Origin of the sequence: Wolbachia endosymbiont of Chrysomya megacephala (assembly GCF_008245065.1) — a bacterium.
GTDB lineage: Bacteria > Pseudomonadota > Alphaproteobacteria > Rickettsiales > Anaplasmataceae > Wolbachia.
Map to the genome: position 1 here is coordinate 887,019 of NZ_CP021120.1, position 18,273 is coordinate 905,291.

16 protein-coding genes and 1 pseudogene are annotated in these 18,273 nt (G+C 34.2%); 4 read left to right on the forward strand and 13 right to left on the reverse strand.

Annotated features, from left to right (window positions below):
• Positions 1-79: 79 nt before the first annotated feature.
• From CAI20_RS04320 to CAI20_RS04340, 5 genes are all read right to left on the reverse strand, one after another.
• A complete protein-coding gene (locus tag CAI20_RS04320; protein WP_017532610.1) occupies positions 80-1,642 on the reverse strand; it encodes a Mur ligase family protein in 1,563 nt (520 codons plus the stop codon).
• Complete coding sequence (gene metC, locus CAI20_RS04325) at positions 1,611-2,843, reverse strand: cystathionine beta-lyase (protein WP_149168860.1); 1,233 nt, start codon at positions 2,841-2,843, stop codon at positions 1,611-1,613. Before metC ends, CAI20_RS04320 begins: the two co-directional genes overlap by 32 nt.
• 7 nt (positions 2,844-2,850) lie before the next feature.
• Positions 2,851-3,135 (reverse strand): BolA family protein, encoded by a 285-nt coding sequence (locus CAI20_RS04330; protein ID WP_012481743.1) that lies wholly within the window; start codon positions 3,133-3,135, stop codon positions 2,851-2,853.
• 72 nt (positions 3,136-3,207) lie between these two features.
• Positions 3,208-5,121, reverse strand: a complete 1,914-nt coding sequence (dnaK, locus tag CAI20_RS04335; protein ID WP_019236356.1) for a molecular chaperone DnaK — start codon at positions 5,119-5,121, stop codon at positions 3,208-3,210.
• Between the two features lie 73 nt (positions 5,122-5,194).
• Positions 5,195-6,943: an Rne/Rng family ribonuclease gene (locus tag CAI20_RS04340; RefSeq protein ID WP_007302710.1), complete on the reverse strand. Its 1,749-nt coding sequence runs from the start codon at positions 6,941-6,943 to the stop codon at positions 5,195-5,197.
• A 149-nt stretch (positions 6,944-7,092) separates the two neighbouring features.
• On the opposite strand from CAI20_RS04340, the gene rpmG reads away from it, so the two are divergent.
• A complete protein-coding gene (gene rpmG / locus CAI20_RS04345) occupies positions 7,093-7,293 on the forward strand; it encodes a 50S ribosomal protein L33 (protein WP_012481745.1) in 201 nt (66 codons plus the stop codon).
• 709 nt (positions 7,294-8,002) lie between these two features.
• Positions 8,003-8,299 (forward strand): hypothetical protein, encoded by a 297-nt coding sequence (locus CAI20_RS04355; RefSeq protein WP_007302708.1) that lies wholly within the window; start codon positions 8,003-8,005, stop codon positions 8,297-8,299.
• A 359-nt stretch (positions 8,300-8,658) separates the two neighbouring features.
• On the opposite strand, the gene CAI20_RS04360 is transcribed toward CAI20_RS04355, so the two are convergent.
• Positions 8,659-9,534 (reverse strand): zinc ABC transporter substrate-binding protein, encoded by an 876-nt coding sequence (locus tag CAI20_RS04360; protein ID WP_127464163.1) that lies wholly within the window; start codon positions 9,532-9,534, stop codon positions 8,659-8,661.
• Here CAI20_RS04360 and CAI20_RS04365 point away from each other — a divergent pair.
• Positions 9,526-10,257, forward strand: coding sequence for a metal ABC transporter ATP-binding protein (locus CAI20_RS04365; protein ID WP_007302706.1), 732 nt, complete (start codon positions 9,526-9,528; stop codon positions 10,255-10,257). The genes CAI20_RS04360 and CAI20_RS04365 overlap by 9 nt on opposite strands.
• On the forward strand, positions 10,254-11,675 hold the full coding sequence (ubiB, locus tag CAI20_RS04370; protein WP_012481747.1) for a 2-polyprenylphenol 6-hydroxylase: 1,422 nt from the start codon (positions 10,254-10,256) through the stop codon (positions 11,673-11,675). The genes CAI20_RS04365 and ubiB overlap by 4 nt, the downstream gene beginning before the upstream one ends.
• A 144-nt stretch (positions 11,676-11,819) precedes the next feature.
• On the opposite strand, the gene CAI20_RS04375 is transcribed toward ubiB, so the two are convergent.
• The 7 genes and pseudogenes from CAI20_RS04375 to CAI20_RS04400 all read right to left on the reverse strand — a co-directional run bounded on the left by CAI20_RS04375 (position 11,820) and on the right by CAI20_RS04400 (position 18,183).
• Positions 11,820-13,502: an ankyrin repeat domain-containing protein gene (locus CAI20_RS04375; RefSeq protein ID WP_149168861.1), complete on the reverse strand. Its 1,683-nt coding sequence runs from the start codon at positions 13,500-13,502 to the stop codon at positions 11,820-11,822.
• A 91-nt stretch (positions 13,503-13,593) separates the two neighbouring features.
• Positions 13,594-14,541, reverse strand: a complete 948-nt coding sequence (gene trxB / locus CAI20_RS04380; protein ID WP_012481748.1) for a thioredoxin-disulfide reductase — start codon at positions 14,539-14,541, stop codon at positions 13,594-13,596.
• Complete coding sequence (locus CAI20_RS04385) at positions 14,528-15,127, reverse strand: peroxiredoxin (protein ID WP_007302702.1); 600 nt, start codon at positions 15,125-15,127, stop codon at positions 14,528-14,530. The genes trxB and CAI20_RS04385 overlap by 14 nt, the downstream gene beginning before the upstream one ends.
• Before the next feature lie 157 nt (positions 15,128-15,284).
• A complete protein-coding gene (locus CAI20_RS04390; protein ID WP_149168862.1) occupies positions 15,285-16,469 on the reverse strand; it encodes a hypothetical protein in 1,185 nt (394 codons plus the stop codon).
• 147 nt (positions 16,470-16,616) lie between these two features.
• Positions 16,617-16,973 carry a hypothetical protein gene (locus tag CAI20_RS06680; protein WP_246111569.1) on the reverse strand — a complete coding sequence of 119 codons (357 nt, stop codon included), beginning with the start codon at positions 16,971-16,973 and terminating at the stop codon, positions 16,617-16,619.
• Positions 16,974-17,030: 57 nt separating this feature from the next.
• Positions 17,031-17,183, reverse strand: a pseudogene (locus CAI20_RS06850) (IS630-like element ISWpi11 family transposase); the annotation flags it as partial.
• Positions 17,184-17,370: 187 nt separating this feature from the next.
• Complete coding sequence (locus tag CAI20_RS04400; RefSeq protein WP_149168863.1) at positions 17,371-18,183, reverse strand: nucleotide-binding protein; 813 nt, start codon at positions 18,181-18,183, stop codon at positions 17,371-17,373.
• Between the last annotated feature and the right edge of the window lie 90 nt (positions 18,184-18,273).

Below are 18,273 nucleotides of genomic sequence, written 5' to 3' on the forward strand. Positions count from 1 at the left end.
AAGATAAGATAGTGATTTAGTGTAACAAGAAGGTAAAAATGCCAGCAGCGTACAGTTATGACTTAAGGAAAAAAGCCATTCAGGCATTGGATGAAGGAGAGAGCAAAACAGCAGTAGCAAATTTTTGGCCCTCTCTAATAACTTCAACATCACTAAATTCAAGGGCTTGGCCTTCTATTATTTGGAATCTTTCATGTCCTTTTCCTGCAACTAGCAGAATCATATTTTCATCATGTGCTATATTTATACCTTTCTCTATAGCTTTTTTTCTATCTCCTATCTCCAGTGCATCAGGGCAATGTAACAAAATATCGTGACGAATTTTCCCCGGATCTTCATCACGCGGATTGTCATCTGTGACTATAACTTTACCTGCAAGCATTTGTGCTATTTTACCCATCTCTGCACGTTTTGTTTGATCACGATTCCCGCCACAACCGAACACTAGAACTATCTTTTTATTGAAGTGCCATTTTAAAGACAACAGAGCTTGTTTGAGTGCACTTGGAGTATGAGCGTAATCGACAAATGCAAAAGTGTTCACTTTTTCCATTCTTCCAGATGGAGAAGCGAGTTTATCTATACACATTCTTTGATAGTCCATACCAGATGAAATAACTATACCGATTGCACACAACAAATTATATGCTTGAAATTGCCCAAAAATCGGAAAAAATGCGTTATAAATTTCATCACCGATTTGAATTGTCAGGTATTGACCATTGGCAGTGGGTATCTGCTTTAATAAAGTAATGTCAGAGTTTTTTTTTCCATAGGTTATAACTTTGTTGCCACGCTTTTCAGCTATGTTGAGCAACTCTCCATATTCGCCTATATCTGCATTTAAAATCGCTGTTTTTTCTTTTGGCAATACCTCATCAAACAACCTTTTCTTGGCCTCAAAATACTCATCGATACTTTTGTGATAGTCCAAATGATCTTGAGAGAAATTAGTAAAAGCTGCAGCATTGAGCCTGAGTCCATGGATTCTGTATTGATCGATTCCATGGCTTGAAGCTTCTAATGCTAAGTGTTCTACGTTCTTATTATTTATGTCACGCAATGTGGAATAAAGATCATCTGCACTTGGCGTTGTAAGGCTATTATCTTTTCTATTATTATTGACACATGTTCCCAGTGTTCCTATAGACGCTACATTATCTTGCCAAATCTGGCGACAAAATTCCACCACTGAAGTTTTACCATTCGTACCAGTTACAGCAGCAACATATTTAGGTTGTTTGAATTGATAAAACCTGCTGACTATTTCACTGTATATTCCTTGAGGGTCCGAGTGGTAAAGCACTGCAAAACTTGGAGTACTTGTCATTCGAGTAGCGGACACTGGAATCCAGTTTTCATTATACAATTGTCTAGTATGCTTGTTTACAATTAAATTTTCTGGATCCCAGTGTCTGAGCACTGGGATGACATCTTTCTTGGCCCCTTGTATTACAACGTCTACACAGTTGTGTACACATCCATTAGGAAGACATGTTACGTGTTCTTTACTCCTTTCTGACACACAAACAAAAAGGTAACCTTCTTTAACTCTCTTAGGATTACATGTGACGCCTTTGATTTCAATATCAAAGTCAGCATTTACAATGTTATGCAGTAGCTCTTTCAGTCTCACAATCATCTTTAACACTTGAACATGGCAGTCTTATTAATGCAGTATTCAAGTCAAAAATCAAATCTTCAGGATCTTCTAGTCCGCAAAATATTCGCACAAAACTTCCACCATAATCTGAATTCATTACAGATCTTGACATAGATCTATGTTCTATTGGTAATATCAAACTGTCACATCCTCCCCAAGAAGCACCGATGCCAAAAATTTTCATGTGATCAACCATGCAGCTTAGTTCCTCACATGAATATTCTCTATCGAGTACTATACTAAATACGCTACTTGCCCCTTTGAAATAACTTTTCCATAAATCATGCTGAGAATAGGAAAAAAGTGCGGGGTATAAGACTTTTTTGATTTTTGGATGTTTTTCCAGCCACTTTGCTACTTGTATTGCTGTACTTTGATGCTTCCTCATGCGTGTTTGCAGTGTTCTAAGTCCCCTGTGTGCAAGGTAACAGTCATGCGATTGAATGGTGACTCCATAATTTTTATAGCTCTCATAAAGCAATTTAAAAATTTTACCTTCAGCAACCATAGCTCCCATCACTAAATCTGAGTGACCGGCTAGATACTTTGTCACCGCGTATAGTGCAACATCAATTCCATAATCAAGCGGCTTAAACAACAAAGGAGTGGCCCATGAATTGTCACAAACGGTTACGATTCCACGTGCTTTAGCAACTTTTACTATATGCTCTATATTTGAAATCTCAAACGTTATAGAACCAGGAGTCTCAATCATGATGAGTGAAGTATTACTCTGAACTAAATCAGTTATATCCTGTGTCGGATTATAAAAAGTTACTTCTACTCCTCTTTTTGGTAGCTCATTTTCGGCAAATCTCTTTAGCCTATAATAACTATTATCTTGTATCAGGACATGTGAACCTGCTTTAGTGAAAGTCAAAATAGCAAAAGTAAGTGCAAATAATCCAGAAGGGTAGATGAGTGCTTGTCCCCTACCCTCAATTTCAGCCAGTGCATTTGAAAAATAATGAACAGTAGGCGTACCAACATTACTGTAACTGTAATCCCTTGCAACACCATCATTGATTACATCGTATATACTTTCTCCATTTGCTGCATTTAAGTAGTCCTTGTAAGTAGGAAATAATATAGTAGAAGAATGATAAACTGGTGGGTTCATCGACCCTTTATAATCATTAAATTTTCTTCCTGCTTTAACTAATAAAGACTCTTCTCTCACGTTTCTACTATTTATTTTTTAGATTGTATTCGCTTTGCGTATACAAGTGAAGAGAAATCGCATGTAATCGCTCTATTTCACTCTTTAATAATTCATAGATCAATTTATGCCTCTTTAAAGAGCTCATTCCAGAAAAGTCGTTAGATATTAATACTAATTTGATATGTGAAGGTAGTGTCGAAGAAGAAACAAAATAATGATCTACATGCTTTGCTGATTCATCGATAATATTAATATCAATTACACCTATTGAATCGCGTAATTTTTCTTCTATTGTCTTAATAATATCCACAATAGTTCCTTTAAGCAACAATACGCTCCTCTTGTCATCCCACAGTATCTGGGCACTGGGATGACAATCGAATTACTTATTCTCTTCTTTATTATCCATGTCTTGATAATCAGAATCTACTACTTTTTCTTCCTCATTATTTGTTGTGGATGAGCTTTCTCCACCTTGTTGTTGTTGAGATTCCTTATACATAGCTTCTCCAAGCTTCATAGAAAGTTGAGAAAGATTAGTAACCTTCTGTTGTATTGAATCAGCATCATCAATATTATCAGACTTACTAACTTCCTTTAATTCATTAACTGCATTCTCAATAGCAGATTTATCTTCTGGAGAAATTTTATCACCATATTCTGTCAAAGATTTTTCTGTAGAATGAACTAAACTATCCGCTTGATTCTTCACTTCAATAAATTTCTTACGCTTTTCATCTTCTTGTGCTTTTTCCTCAGCTTCTCTCACCATCCGATTTATTTCATCCTCCGATAAACCACCTGAAGACTGAATACGTATTTTTTGCTCTTTTCCAGTAGCTTTATCCTTTGCAGAAACATGCGCTATTCCATTTGCATCTATATCAAATGTCACCTCAATTTGAGGAACCCCACGAGGAGCAGGTGGTATTCCTTCTAAACTAAACTGACCAAGCAGTTTATTATCAATCGCCAATTTTCTTTCACCTTGATGTACCTTAATTGTAACGGCTGTTTGGTTATCTTCTGCAGTTGAAAACACCTGAGATTTTTTTGTGGGAATAGTAGTATTACGTTCAATAAGTGGAGTGAACACTCCCCCTAGAGTTTCAATACCAAGAGAAAGTGGAGTTACGTCAAGTAGTAATACATCTCTTACATCACCTTGAATGATTCCCGCCTGTATTGCAGCTCCAATTGCTACAACTTCATCAGGGTTAACCCCTCTGTGTGGATCTTTGCCAAAGAATTCTTTAACTTTCTCTATGACTTTTGGCATACGAGTCATGCCACCAACAAGAACTACTTCACCAATTTGACTAGCAGACAAACCAGCATCTTCAAGAGCTTTTTTGCAAGGAATTATAGTCCTTTCAATTAAATCATTCACTAAACTTTCAAGCTTTGCTCTTGTTAGCTTCATATTTAAGTGTTTTGGGCCACTTGCATCAGCTGTAACAAACGGTAGATTTACTTCTGTTTCCATTGCACTTGACAATTCTACCTTTGCTTTTTCTGCAGCTTCTTTGATTCTTTGCATAGCCATTGGATCGTTTTTCAAATCAATGCCATTACTTTTCTTGAATTCACCCAGTAAATAATTTACTACTGCATTATCGAAGTCTTCCCCTCCAAGGTGAGTATCACCATTTGTAGCCTTTACTTCAAAAACTCCGTCACCTATTTCAAGAACTGAAACATCAAATGTACCACCACCAAGATCATACACTACTATTGTGTGTCCGTGCTTTTTATCAAGACCATAAGCAAGTGCTGCAGCAGTTGGTTCGTTAATTATTCTGAGGACATTTAATCCAGCAATTTTTCCTGCATCTTTTGTTGCTTGACGTTGAGAATCATTGAAGTACGCCGGCACTGTTATCACAGCATCCTTTACTTCTTCCCCAAGATAAGCCTCAGCTGCTTCTTTCAGGTTTTGTAGTATAAATGCACCAATTTGACTAGGAGAGTATTCTTTACCATCAGTTGTTTTAACCCATGCATCACCATTTTTTGCTGCAAATACCTTATACGGTACACCTAGATTCTTCATTTCAGGATCGCTATATTGGCGACCTATCAATCTCTTAGTTGCAAAAAAAGTATTATTTGCATTGGTAGTTGCTTGCCTTTTTGCTGGAGCGCCAATCAACCTTTCTCCAGATGAAGTAAATGCAACTATAGATGGAGTAGTTCTTGCTCCTTCTTTATTCTCGATTACTTTTGCATCCTTGCCTTGCATTATTGCAACACAAGAATTTGTTGTTCCAAGATCTATACCTATTGCTCTTCCCATAATGAATACTCCCTTTTAAATATTATCTGATGTAAAATATATAAGTATAAAACTCGTTAATTACAAGTCCCGTTTAGTTGTTAGAGCCCAAAAGGCGCGAAAGCCATTTAGTTAACCAAAAGTTGCCCGGTAGTTTACCAGCTTCTTTATCCCTGCTATTCACAATTTGACATCCAGAATTCTGCAATGGCTTATAATCATTAAAATTAATATGGTCTCCTTGCTTTAAAATAAATGTATCTGCATCTAAACTATTATCAATACTAACATTTAATGTAATATTGAACTCTTTTTCGATTGTAGAAACCATATCACGCTTATTATTAAAAATGTGCGCTATAACTGCACTGCGTGCTATTAAATCAAAGGACTTATTTTGATTTTTATTAGCAATATGTTGCAAATCCCTTAGTATCGATGCAACAACCACTTCGTTTGATTTCACTCTTCCAATACCTTTACAGTGTAAGCACTCTGTAGTATTAATTTCCTGTATATTTGGTTTAATTCTTTGTCTTGAAAAGACCATTAAACCAAAGTCATTGATAAAGCTAAATTGAACTTTAGCTTTATCATCTTTAAACGCCTGCTTGATAGCAAATTCAACATTTTTGCAATACTCAAGTTTCAACATGTCAATAAAATCAACAACTATTAACCCTGATAAGCCCCTGAGATTCGCTTGCCTTGATATTTCAGATAATGCCTCCATATTAGTTCTATAAGCTGTTTCTTCTATGTTATCTTCTCCTGTCATTTTCCCTGAATTTACGTCTATTGAAACAAATGCCTCAGTTAAGGTTATCACCAAAGACCCACCAGATGGCAATTCTACTCTATTGCTATATAATTCAGAAATTTGATCTTCGACTCGATAGTAAGTAAAGATTGGAACAGAACCTCTATATAATCTAGGACGCAATTTTCCTTGTAACACATTTTTAGTGTATTTTCTTACCGCTTCACAAACTTCTCTATCAGATACTATAATTTCTGTATCATTACTACAAAAGTCACGTACAGATCTCATAACTACATCTGCTTCGTTGTAAATTAATGATGGAACATTTAAAGAAGAGAAGTTTTGCTGAATATTTTGCCATAATAAGGTCAAATTATTGTAATCTTGCTCAATTTCTTTCTTACTTTTTCCTGCACCAACAGTTCTTACTATTAAACCTGAGCCTTTTGGTAAATTTATTGAATTTAATATATCCTTTAACTGTTTTCTAACGTTGGTATCTTCAATTCTGCGAGATACTCCACCCCTACTTATGGAATTGGGCATGAAAACACAGTATCTACCGACCAAAGTTACGTATGTTGTAAATGAAGCTCCTTTATTTCCTCGTTCTTCCTTAGTTAATTGAACTAATAACTTTTGATTTACTGAAATCACATCTTGTAACTTATATTTTCTATGTAAAGGTACCCCCCTCACAAAACCACTGCTGGATTCATTACTAGCTGTAGAATCTAGGCCTTCTTCTGTGCAATTATCATTTGAACAGTCCACACCGCTCGAATAGTCTTCATCAGGGAAAATTTCCTTCTCTTTTTCTGGAATATTAAAGTAATTTAGAGATATCTCAGAAAAAGACAAAAAACCTTGCTTATTTTTTCCATACTCAATGAACACGGCCTGCAAAGCAGGCTCTATACGCTTTACATAAGCAACGTATATATTACCTCTTAATTGTTTTTTTTCCTTGAATTCTTGTTCAAACTCTACAACCCTACCATTAACTAGTAGGGCAACCCTTACCTCGTTAGAACAGGTAGTACTTTCTATCAACAATAACCTTTTGCCATCACTCACCACTTATTTACCGTCTACTTTTCATTCTGAAATGTTCTTATACTACTTAATATATTATTGATTGTCAAGAATTTTGCGATCTGCATTATTGGGTTGACTTTCAGTGTTTTGCGTAATAAACTTGCATAGAGTTTATTATGTCACTAACAATTATGGCGAAAAAAAATGCTTCTTTGCTTGTCAAGCTAGTTAGCACTGCAACTAAAACAACAAAAACTGGAGAAGAGAAACTAACAGGCTATTTTTGTGTAAAAAAACGTAATCCTAAGAACCTTCCCAAGAAGCTCGAGTTTAGGAAGTATGACCCAGTGGTCAGAAGACACGTATTATTTAAAGAAGAAAAATTAAAGTAAGTATATTATCATGCAAAGCTTACAGCTAAAAGGAGTGTAGCTTATTGCTCACTAGTTATACTGTTTTGCATTAGAGAAAGTCTGTTTGAGGTTTTGAAAGATTACGGTAACTTATATAAGTTACGGGAAATTGAGCCACCTGAATAAGGGCTGAAAATGGTAGCGTTTTTGTCCTGATCTGGTCTTTTTATTGCTTAAATGGGACTTGATCTGACACTTTAAATGATCCAGATAGTCTATATACCATCACACTCTGGGACCATACACTTAGAGGTTGTTCACAAACTTTTGAATTCTTTTGTTAAACTTTTACAGAAAAAAATTGCTTGCGCATATTTTAAATCTGACTATAATCATAGTAAAAGATATTTTAAGAGCTCAAAATTTATCTTTATCTGCAGACTTTTTTCATTAAATTCATTAAAAAATGTGGCGTATCTTCTTCAGCGTACGTAGGTGCACACACATACTTAATCTCTGTCGTATGTGCGCCGCACTTTTTTTCTAATCTTTTTTACACAGGAGGATTTTATGTCCAGAATTCCAGATACTTGATCTTTACTTTAGCTAAAAACCAATAGGCGCCTATGGTTTTTATAAAGAAAGTTTAGAAAATAACCAAAAACCACTTGCCATAAAAAGTAACTATATTAGTATAATATTCACATTTATATGTTAATATAGATATAATAAGATTAAGGATTATATTATGGTAAAATTTACACAAGATTCTGCTTCATTGACATTGCATGGTGTTGATTTACTTAATTTGTGCCACAGACAGTGTGAAAATAAATACGAGGGTAATGATTTATTGACAAAAATTAATAGATCTTGGTGTAAGGCTGACTGTAATAGAAATATTAAAGCTCCTGAACACCATTCACCAGAAAAAGTAACACTTAGTGAACAGTTAACAGATATTGCAAGTAATCTCCGTTTTGAGAGCATAAAATTATCGCTTATATCAGATGAAATAGACAATTACAATTCAATGTCTTTTTAATTAGAGTAAAAGAAGATATTGGTTATCTTCTTTTTTTTGTTTCTATGATTAACTACTTGAATTTAAGTTCGTTCAGGCAAGATAATTATGAGTAAAAATAGCAGATGCAAGTAGCTGGCACACAGCTGTACGAGCATTCATTTTTGAGGGCATAGCAAATGGTGTCATTCAAGTAGCTGACATTGGCTTGCCCTAATCTCATCAAGAACGTTGTGCTTTAACATAATATTTTTATGCTTACCAACTTAACTGAATCCCAGACTGGGATGATATACTTCTGGTAGATAATGTCGGTATAGTTGTGATTGGAATAGAAAGCACTAAGTTTGCAATGCTATCTGAATAGATAAAAGAACTCATTACTCAGTGAAACAAGACTTGAAATTTTGTGCAATGCTGCTGATTATATCTAGATATGCATCCTTTCCAGGCTCTACATCTGATCCAATAGGATCAAGAATCACCATTTTTACGTCACTAGAAAAGACATTAGGCTTTATGCTATCCTCTCGTGAATGAGAAACAATACATTTAACGTTTTCCTCTTTCATTACCTTTTTTAATTTCATTAAACTCTTCATACCTATGTAAGAATCTTCTTCTATAGAAAGAATGGCGCTTGGGTAACTTAAATCAAAATATTTTTCGAAATATTGATAAGCATCGTGAGTAACTATGTATTTTTGATTTTTTAACTCATCCAATTCTTTCGTAATTTTTTCTACTTCTTGGTCTATCTTTCTTATAGCCTCCTCTGCGTTAGTATTGTATCGATAGGCATTTTCTTTATCTATATTAGATAATGTTGCACTGATAGAAAGTATCATACTTTTTGCATTTTCAGGATTCAGCCAAATATGCAAATCTTTTTCATCTTGAATGTGACTAGAAAATGAATGTGTTCGAGCAGGAAGTAGATCGATTGCACTTGATAGCGGTATTAACTTCTTATTTTCTTTAGCGAAAGTTTTAATGAATGTTTCCAAAGAATCATCGATATAAAATATAATATTGCTAGATTCTAATTTACTTGCGTCTGAAGGCCTGAGCATGTAGTTATGTTCAGACACTACTTCGTACATTAGTAGTTCTGGCTTTGAAATTCCATCTGTAACAGAAGCTACAAGTGAGTGTATAGGTTTGATTGTAGCTACAATTTTTAAATTGGATGAAAAGGCACTATTGTAGTATAATGTAAATGAAAGTAATAGAAAAAAAAACAGTAAATGTCTCATATAAATGTTGAGAAGAAGTCAATTTTTGCCAAAAAATTAAGTAGTGTCAATAACTGCATTCTAAAAATAGAAAACCTTACTCTTTCATACGGTAACAAAAAAGTTCTTGATAATATCAACATATCAGTACAAAGAGGAGATATAGTTACAATACTTGGTCCAAATGGCGGAGGTAAAACCTCTTTAGTGAAAGCAGTTGCTGGTATAAATAAAGGTTTTATTGGCAGTATTGTATTCGCTGACAATATAAAAATTAGCTATATGCCACAAAATTTTAGTATTGGTAATTTGATGCCAATAACAGTTGAGTCTTTCCTTTTCAATAGCTCCTCGAAGAAATTGAAGAAAAATCAACCCATTGTTACAGAAGCAATAGAATTGGTTGGTATCGGTAACATCCTAAAAAATCAAGTATTAGAAATCTCTGCAGGACAAACACAATTACTGCTGCTTGCACGCTGTTTAATTTCAGAATCTGATTTGATCATTTTAGATGAGCCAGTCAGTGCAATGGATATTAACGCACGATCTAAATTTTATGATATTATAAATAAAATCGCAAAAGAACGATCAGTGTCGATTCTCATGACTTCTCATGACCTTAACTCTGCCCTACCATCCTCAGATTACATAATTTGCATAAATAATACTATCTATTATCAAGGTAAACCTGATGAAATTATGGAGATAAATGAAATATTTGGCAGTTACGCAGCGAAATGATTCAAAATATTCTACGTCTTCTGCAAATAACTACAGTGCTAACACGCTACAATGTGTTACCTTATTTACTTCCACCATCAAAAAAATCAATAAATAAAATACAAGGTCATAAACTAAAGCGTGCTCTTGAAAGATTAGGTCCGGTGTTCATTAAATTTGGGCAATCCATTTCATCACGCACTGATATTTTAAATGAGGACATAACAAATAACTTGCTATTGATATGTGATAGATTGCCATCATTTTCGTATAAAATAGCAGTTAAAACTATAGAAAGTGAGTTTAATTGTAAATTAAGCGATATTTTTTCAAGTTTTTCTGAAAAGCCAATTGCAGCAGCATCAATTTCTCAGGTGCATAGAGCAGTTACAATTGAGGGTAAGGAAGTTGCTGTAAAGGTTTTGAGGCCAAATATTGAGAAAACATTCTCAAGGGATATAAAAATGCTTTCTTGGCTTGCAGAAATTGCAGAAAAATTTAGTGAACAATCAAAAAGGCTGAAGCCAGTTGAATTAGTCAAAACTTTTGCTGAAATTTGCCGATTAGAGTTAGATCTACGCTTTGAGGCTGCCCACTCTTCGGAACTGAAGGAAAATACTAAACATGACAGAGGTTTCTACGTACCTGAAATAGATTGGAGTAGAACTTCAAAAAAGGTTTTAACATTAGAATGGATGGAAGCTATACCAATATACGAAGTTGAAAAGCTGAATAACCGAAAGCAAATAGCTATCAATCTTATAGAATCTTTTTGTAATCAGGTATATAGGGATTGTTTTTTTCATGCTGATATGCATCCTGGAAATTTAATGATCGATAGTAATAACAATATTATTGCCCTGGATTGTGGAATCATGGGTAGAATAGATCGTGAGACATGCTATTACGTTATAGAGATACTCAAAGGCTTTTTAAATAGGGATTATGATCACGTTGCAAAAATGCACTTTAGAGCCGGTTATGTTCCATCACAGCATAGAAATTTTGTTACAGCTTGCAGAGCAATAGGTGAGCCCATTGTTGGACAGCCTATACAGAAGATTTCATTTGCTCGATTACTTACTCAGCTACTAAAAATAACTGGTGATTTTGATATGAAAGTTCAAACACAATTGTTATTGCTGCAGAAAACTATGATTTTATTAGAAGGAACATGTAGGAAAGTCTATCCAGAAATCAATATGTGGAAAGTAGTTGAAACATGGATAAACAATCAACATGAAAGTAAAATAGGGTATAGGGAAAAAATTAAAAGCTCTTATCCCATAAAAGCAATTCAGGGAATATTTAGCCTTATAGAAAAATTAAACCTAATAGCTGACAAAAAATTACAGGTGAAAAATAAATCAAATGGAAAAGCCTACTTTTTACTTTGGTCTGTAATTATAATTCTCATCGTTAAACTTTTAATTTCTTGAACTAAAAGATAATAGAAGCAAGTTTACAATCAACTATTTAAGTCTTGAAACCACTCAGGTTTACATTCACTCGAATTATCAAGGTATTTTCAGGATGTACAAAAATTTTCAGAAGAGTTTAGACAAGAAGTAAAAACCTTAACTCTATCTTAAACTGATAACATTACCAAATTCAGTGCTTATCACATCACTCAGTACTGTACTTGCTTTATATGAACAGTAGCATCCAATTGTAAGGAAGACAAATGCAGCTACAGCAAGTGAAATACATATTTCTAAATTCGATATTGTTAAACATGCACCAATAGCAAACGCTCCAGATAACACAAAAGAGGCAGAGGCATAGTTACTTTGCCTTCTATTATAAATGCTTGCTTCTGAAAGTTTTCTGTTTTTGTTATTTAAGTCTTGATTTTGAGTTTGAAGTTCTGATCTCTGTTGACTAAAATCCCTTTTTAACTGTGAAATTTTGTTAGTGTCTCTTTCACTTACAACCCTATCCAACTCTTGCTCTTTTTTTCTAAGTTGAGTTTTTGTTCTTTCAAGCTCATCTCTAAGGTTTTTAAGTTGACTTTTTTCTCTAGTAAGTCGAGCTACTTGATCAGTGAGAGTGTGAATTCTTTCCTGATTACCCTGCCTTACTTGTCTCAACTCCTTTTCTAACTGTGAAATTTTGTCAGTGTCTCTTGTTCTTTCATCTACGGTCCTATTCAACTCTTGCTCTTTTTCTGCAAGTTGAGCCTTTGTTCTTTCAAGTTCACCTTCCAGGTTTTCAAGTCGCTGCAATTCTTGAGCAATAAACTCATCGTTTATTTCTGATTGAACATTATGTGTATTTGCTACAGGTTGCTCTGCACTTGCAGGAAATTTCTCATTGAGATAATTTTTAATAGATTCACTTGGATTATTAACATTCCCCAACACAGCGTTGACAATTGCACGATTTATGAAGCAGTGATCTTCTACTAATTCTTTTACATCACCCAAATCTTTTCTATTAATAGCATCAGTTAATCGCTCTTTCATAGCTTGTTCAATGATTTGCTTCAATCTTGAATTTTGCTCTATAGCTGGTATTGGTTTTATTTGACTAAAATCTAGCTCTTTATGTTTTAAAAGTTTAGTCAATACTTCCTCGTTATCTTCTGTTATTCCTTGTAAACATGATTTGATAATCAGGCTAAGTGGTGTTTCTATTTCTTCATTTGAATTTCTTTTCCAACAATTAGGGTTGAGTTCTTGATTTAATAGTCTTTTTGCTCGGTCAATATTTCTGTTAGAAAGAACATCTAATAATTCTTTTCCTGTTTGTGCTTTTTGTATTTCTATCGTAAGGTGCGAAAAATTTTTATCCTGTACTTGTCCAATTTTTCTAATATATTCTTCAGGAGTATGAGAGAAATTACCTTGAAAATCTATACGATGAATATTTTTAATATTCACATTCAAACCAGTATGTCTAAGTAAAATCTGTACAAAATTTCTATTTTCCATGCACAAGGCTAGATGTAGAGCTGTATTGTTTTCTTTAGTTTCTTGAGCATTAATCTTTAAACTTTGATGTTGCAAAAGCAACGTCATCATTTTCAAGTGTGTAGGACTATCATCACCATTCATGATAATAGTCATTAATGGTGTATATCCCTTATCAAATGCATTAACATTCGCACCTTCTGCTAGAGCTCGCTCAAAATCTCCTAGATTTTCATCATCAATAGCTTTAAATAATTTTTTTGTTGATTGTCCTGAAGTTGTTTGATTTTGAGCTCGTAATCCTGTATCATTAACAACACTTCTTCTAAAACCTACATTACTTCTCGAAAGCATACTAAATTCTCCCTAACCTATAATTTATTGACATAATTATAAAAAAAACAAAGAAAATTGCAAGTAATTTAGTTAAAAATTTTAGAACTAATTATGATTCCAAAAATTTTTCTGCATCAAGTGCAGCCATGCACCCTGTACCTGCTGCAACTACTGCCTGGCGATATACCTTATCTTGAACATCACCAGCAGCAAACACCCCTGCCCTACTGGTTAGAGTTGTTCCAGGTTTCGTAATTATATAACCTTGCTGATCCATTTCAACAAAGCCCTTAAAAATACCTGTATTTGGTGCATGCCCAATTGCAATAAACACTCCATCTACTTTCAATTCCTGGGTTTTATTGATGTCTGTCGATTTAATTGTAATGCCAGTAACTTTTTTTGGATTTTCTTCTCCAAGAACCTGTTCTACGGTATGATTCCATATTACCTTTATCTTATCATTTTTAAAGAGCCTGTCTTGCATTACTTTCTCTGCTCTTAAGTTATCACGCCTGTGTATCAGTATAACTTCCTTAGCAAATCGAGTTAAAAATATTGCTTCTTCAACAGCAGTATTTCCACCACCAACCACAGCTACAACTTTATTTCTAAAAAATGCACCATCACAAGTTGCGCATGCCGAAACTCCGTAACCTTGAAATTTCTTTTCACTCTCCAGGCCAAGCCACTTCGCTTGCGCACCAGCTGCGATTATAATTGCATTCGAATAGTAGTCACTAGCATTACCACAAGATCTAAATCTATACTCATTAGAATCCTCAAGTTGTTCTACACTTTTTATCTCATCGTCTATTATTCTTGCTCCCGCCTTCTCTGCATGCAACCTCTTTTGTTCCATGAGTTCTGGACCTTGTATAGAAATAAAACCTGGATAGTTTTCAACATCCGTAGTAATTGTAAGCTGACCACCAGGTTGCATTCCTGTTACTACAATTGGCTCTAAATTTGCACGTGCTGCATATATAGCAGCAGCATAACCCGCTGCTCCAGATCCAATAATAAGAACTTTTGTACTCAATTTATAATTCTGCACTGTGTGAGTTTAGATAATCAGCCACTCCTTCATCGCTTGCCTGCATCGCAGGCTTGCCTTTTTTCCACCCTGCTGGACATACTTCACCATGCTCTTCATTATGTTTTATTGCATCAATGATTCTAATGAATTCATCGATATTACGCCCTAAAGGAAAATCATTTATCGATTGATGACGTACAACAAATTTATCATCAATAACAAAAGTTGCTCTTAGTGCAATTGAGTCATCATATAAGACCCCATAGTCTCTTGATATAGACTTTTTGATATCAGACACTAAATTGTAGCTAACCTCTCCAATACCACCATCATTAACTGGAGTGTTTCGCCATTTATAGTGTGAAAATTTTGAATCTATACTTATTCCTATCACTTCAACATCACGTTTTGAAAAATCTTCTATTTTGTTGCTAAATGATATCAACTCAGTTGGACAGACAAAAGTAAAATCAAGTGGATAGAAAAAAAGGACAGCATACTTATCCTTTATATGTTTACTTAAACAGAAATCATCAACTATTTTTCCACTAGCAAGAACAGCCGAAGCAGTAAAATCGATAGCGGATTTTGTTACAAGATTCATAACTAACCTATTCATTCTTAATATTTATAATTTTATACCTTGATACATTTACATGCAAGTTTTCTTTAGCCCCAATCTTATAAAAACTTCCTCTTATGGCTGTGAAAATGTTATGATAAGAGCTAATTTTCATGAGTAGGGAAATACCCAAATATTACTATCTTTCACCTTTTCTCCCTTCAAATTTTTTAACCATTTCTTTTACACTTACATTCGTGGAAGGTAAATTTTTGCTGGCAAGATGGTTGATCGAAGATTTTTTATTCCCTACTGGAAATGAACGAGATTGTTTTCTCTTCACACTGATATCCGTTTGTGTTACTGAAGCAGTTTTGTTTTCAGCAGGCAACACGTTCTTTACTTGATTTCGCTCAAATCTTTCTTTTAATGCCTTTACTTTACTACTCTCGCGAGTCATTTCTTTTTTCATAGCAACTACTAGTACTTTTGGTCCATCAGCTTTTTTTGCTGATTCTTTACCATCTTGATTTTCAGATTTTAGTGGTAGTGTAGGGTTACTCTCAGCTGATTTTTCCACTACTATTTTTTGCTCTGTGCTTACTTTTTCGCCTAAATCTTTAGGCTTTGGTGGTACTGCAGGTTTATCTTTTTTCGGTTCTTGTCTAATTTTTTGATTGGCAGTAAACATTTTCTCTGGTACTGGTGGTACTCTTGGTGGTTTTGGTGGTGCAAGAGATTGAAGTTGTTGTTTCTTCCTATTTTCTCTTTTTGCTTCTATATGTTCTTTAGGAATTGTTGCATAAATCGGCTCCTCTTTAATTGATTGTAGATTACGCAAATCTTTTGTTAAAGATTTGCTCTTTTCCTCTTGATAATTTGATATTTCTTCATACTCAGGATCTTCGTTTAATGAACCTCCATAACCTGAATCTTCTCGCTCATATAAGAGATTTTTCTTTTGCTGTCTATTTTCTAAATTTATTCCATATGACCTATATTTATCTTGACTTCTTTCTATTCGCTCTAAATCTGAAATTTTTTTAATAACATCTGTATATTCGATTGCTGTTCTAGCAGTTGAAGGAGGCAATTTATCTTTTATAAAATTACTTATATTCCTAATCGAAACATCTCTTCCTAATATTCTATTGAATATCCTAAGAATTAATGGCTTTTTATTTGCCTTCTTTACACAATTATTCAAGTCATCACGTATAACAAGTTTAGCTACATCTTCTGCCTTATCTGTAAAACCCTCTAAAGCATGAGATAAATCTGTTACTGTTTTACCATATTGTTTCTCTGAATTCCCTAGCTTTATAGATTTGATCAGAGAATCGAGATTTTTTTTATAATCCTCACTTTTAAATGGATCATTCATACTAATTGTAATATTTTATTGAAATATAGATCTAAAATATTAAGATCTAGTGAATATTACTTTTTTAGTTCATATATAGCTATAGTTATACGGCGATAATGCGTAGCAGAATAACGATTTCGTCATTCTAGTATCTGCTTTTACCCCTTATCTAGGTGTGTAAAAGTGAAATCTAGTTTCGCTACATAACACAGTCTCATACAAGTAGCTTCTCGATTGAGAGTTGTCTTCTGCATTGAGCTCAACATTATTTACTACTTTTTCAGTAATAATTTCGGCAAACTCAGGAGAAAGTTCTTTTGCAGAAAATGCAGCATGTACAGCATTTTTAACAAAGAAACACGTAGCAAGTGCAAATACTGCTGTTGGTACACAGCACCAATATACTAAAAAAGTTGTAGAAGCTACTAAAGTAAATATTGCTTGAAGCATAATATACTGTTTATCAATGCCAACATATTCAGCCATCAATTTTCTAACTTTGTTATTGCTGCCGTATGGCAAAAAAATATCTTAATAAAAGCTGTTACACTATTACTAGCAAGATATCAATCACGCTCTATTGGATCTACATTTTGATTTAAAATCGCCTATTTTCTTGCACTTTTTTGCCATTCATAGAATGTTAACTTTAAACCTCTTGGCTACAAATGCTCTACTTTCCCCTACATCCAATGCTTTTTTCCTTAAATCATAACTATATGCTGCTGGCATTCACATCTCCTCACTACTTTACCTATTCCATCATGTTCCGACTATTAGGAAAAGAGCTATAATTTTCAACACTAACAAAACTACTTCCTAATCTTTTACACAGCAACCTATCGAACCTCCAACTTCAGAAAAATAGTTGAAAGACAATCAAGGAAACAAACCTCTCTTCTTCATTTTGATTGGTTTCTTATTTCTCTAAAGTTTTAATGTATTCCGTTAAAGCCCTGAATCCAATGTTAGAAACTGTATCTTTTGTTATAAAGGCTATTTCCCTCAATTTTTGATGTAAACTAGGTGGCAACCTTAACACTGACTGTGCTGGCTCTGATTTTCTAACAGTAGATAAGGCTTCCTCATAAACAGATTCAATTTCCCTAATTGCTTTTAAATCTACTGGTTTATATTCAACAATTGCCATACCTTCGCCAGAGGCGTCTTGAACTGCAGCTCGCCAACTTAAAAAACTATCGAACCTTGTTAAGTTGTCAAATTCACTTAAAAAATCATCACATTCTTCAATGTGTTTTTTAGCTGCACCTGGATTGGTGTGTACTCCATTAAATAGCACTCTTGCTTTAAAGGTTTTATTACAACTTTGAGTACCGTTAACTAAGTTGCTCAGAGTGTTAAACGTCCACATATCAATCCCAGATGGATTAATGGGAAATATAGCTAGATTAGCTAATGATAAGGCAGCCCTTAAAGTTTCATCTGCTCTTCTTGCGTCAACAATAATATCTTGATATTTGGACTGTAAAGCTTGTAGCTCATTTCTGATTACTACACCAATGTTAATTTGGCCTAACACCTTGTGAATACTGTTAATTTTCGGTAAACTTTTGTCCTTGTCTCGCAGGGATGCCCACAAGGTAGCTAGCATTAATGGGTCAAGATCATAGAGAAGGACATTTCTACCTTCCCTAGCACGCATCACCGCTATATTTGTGGCTATGGTCGTTTTACCAGTACCACCTTTTTGACCACCAACAACTATTATCATAACACACCTCGTAATATTTTAATTCACTTGGCGTCTACTAAAAAATCAACAAGGGCAGTTTACATAATCCCACTTCAATGTTCAAGAAAA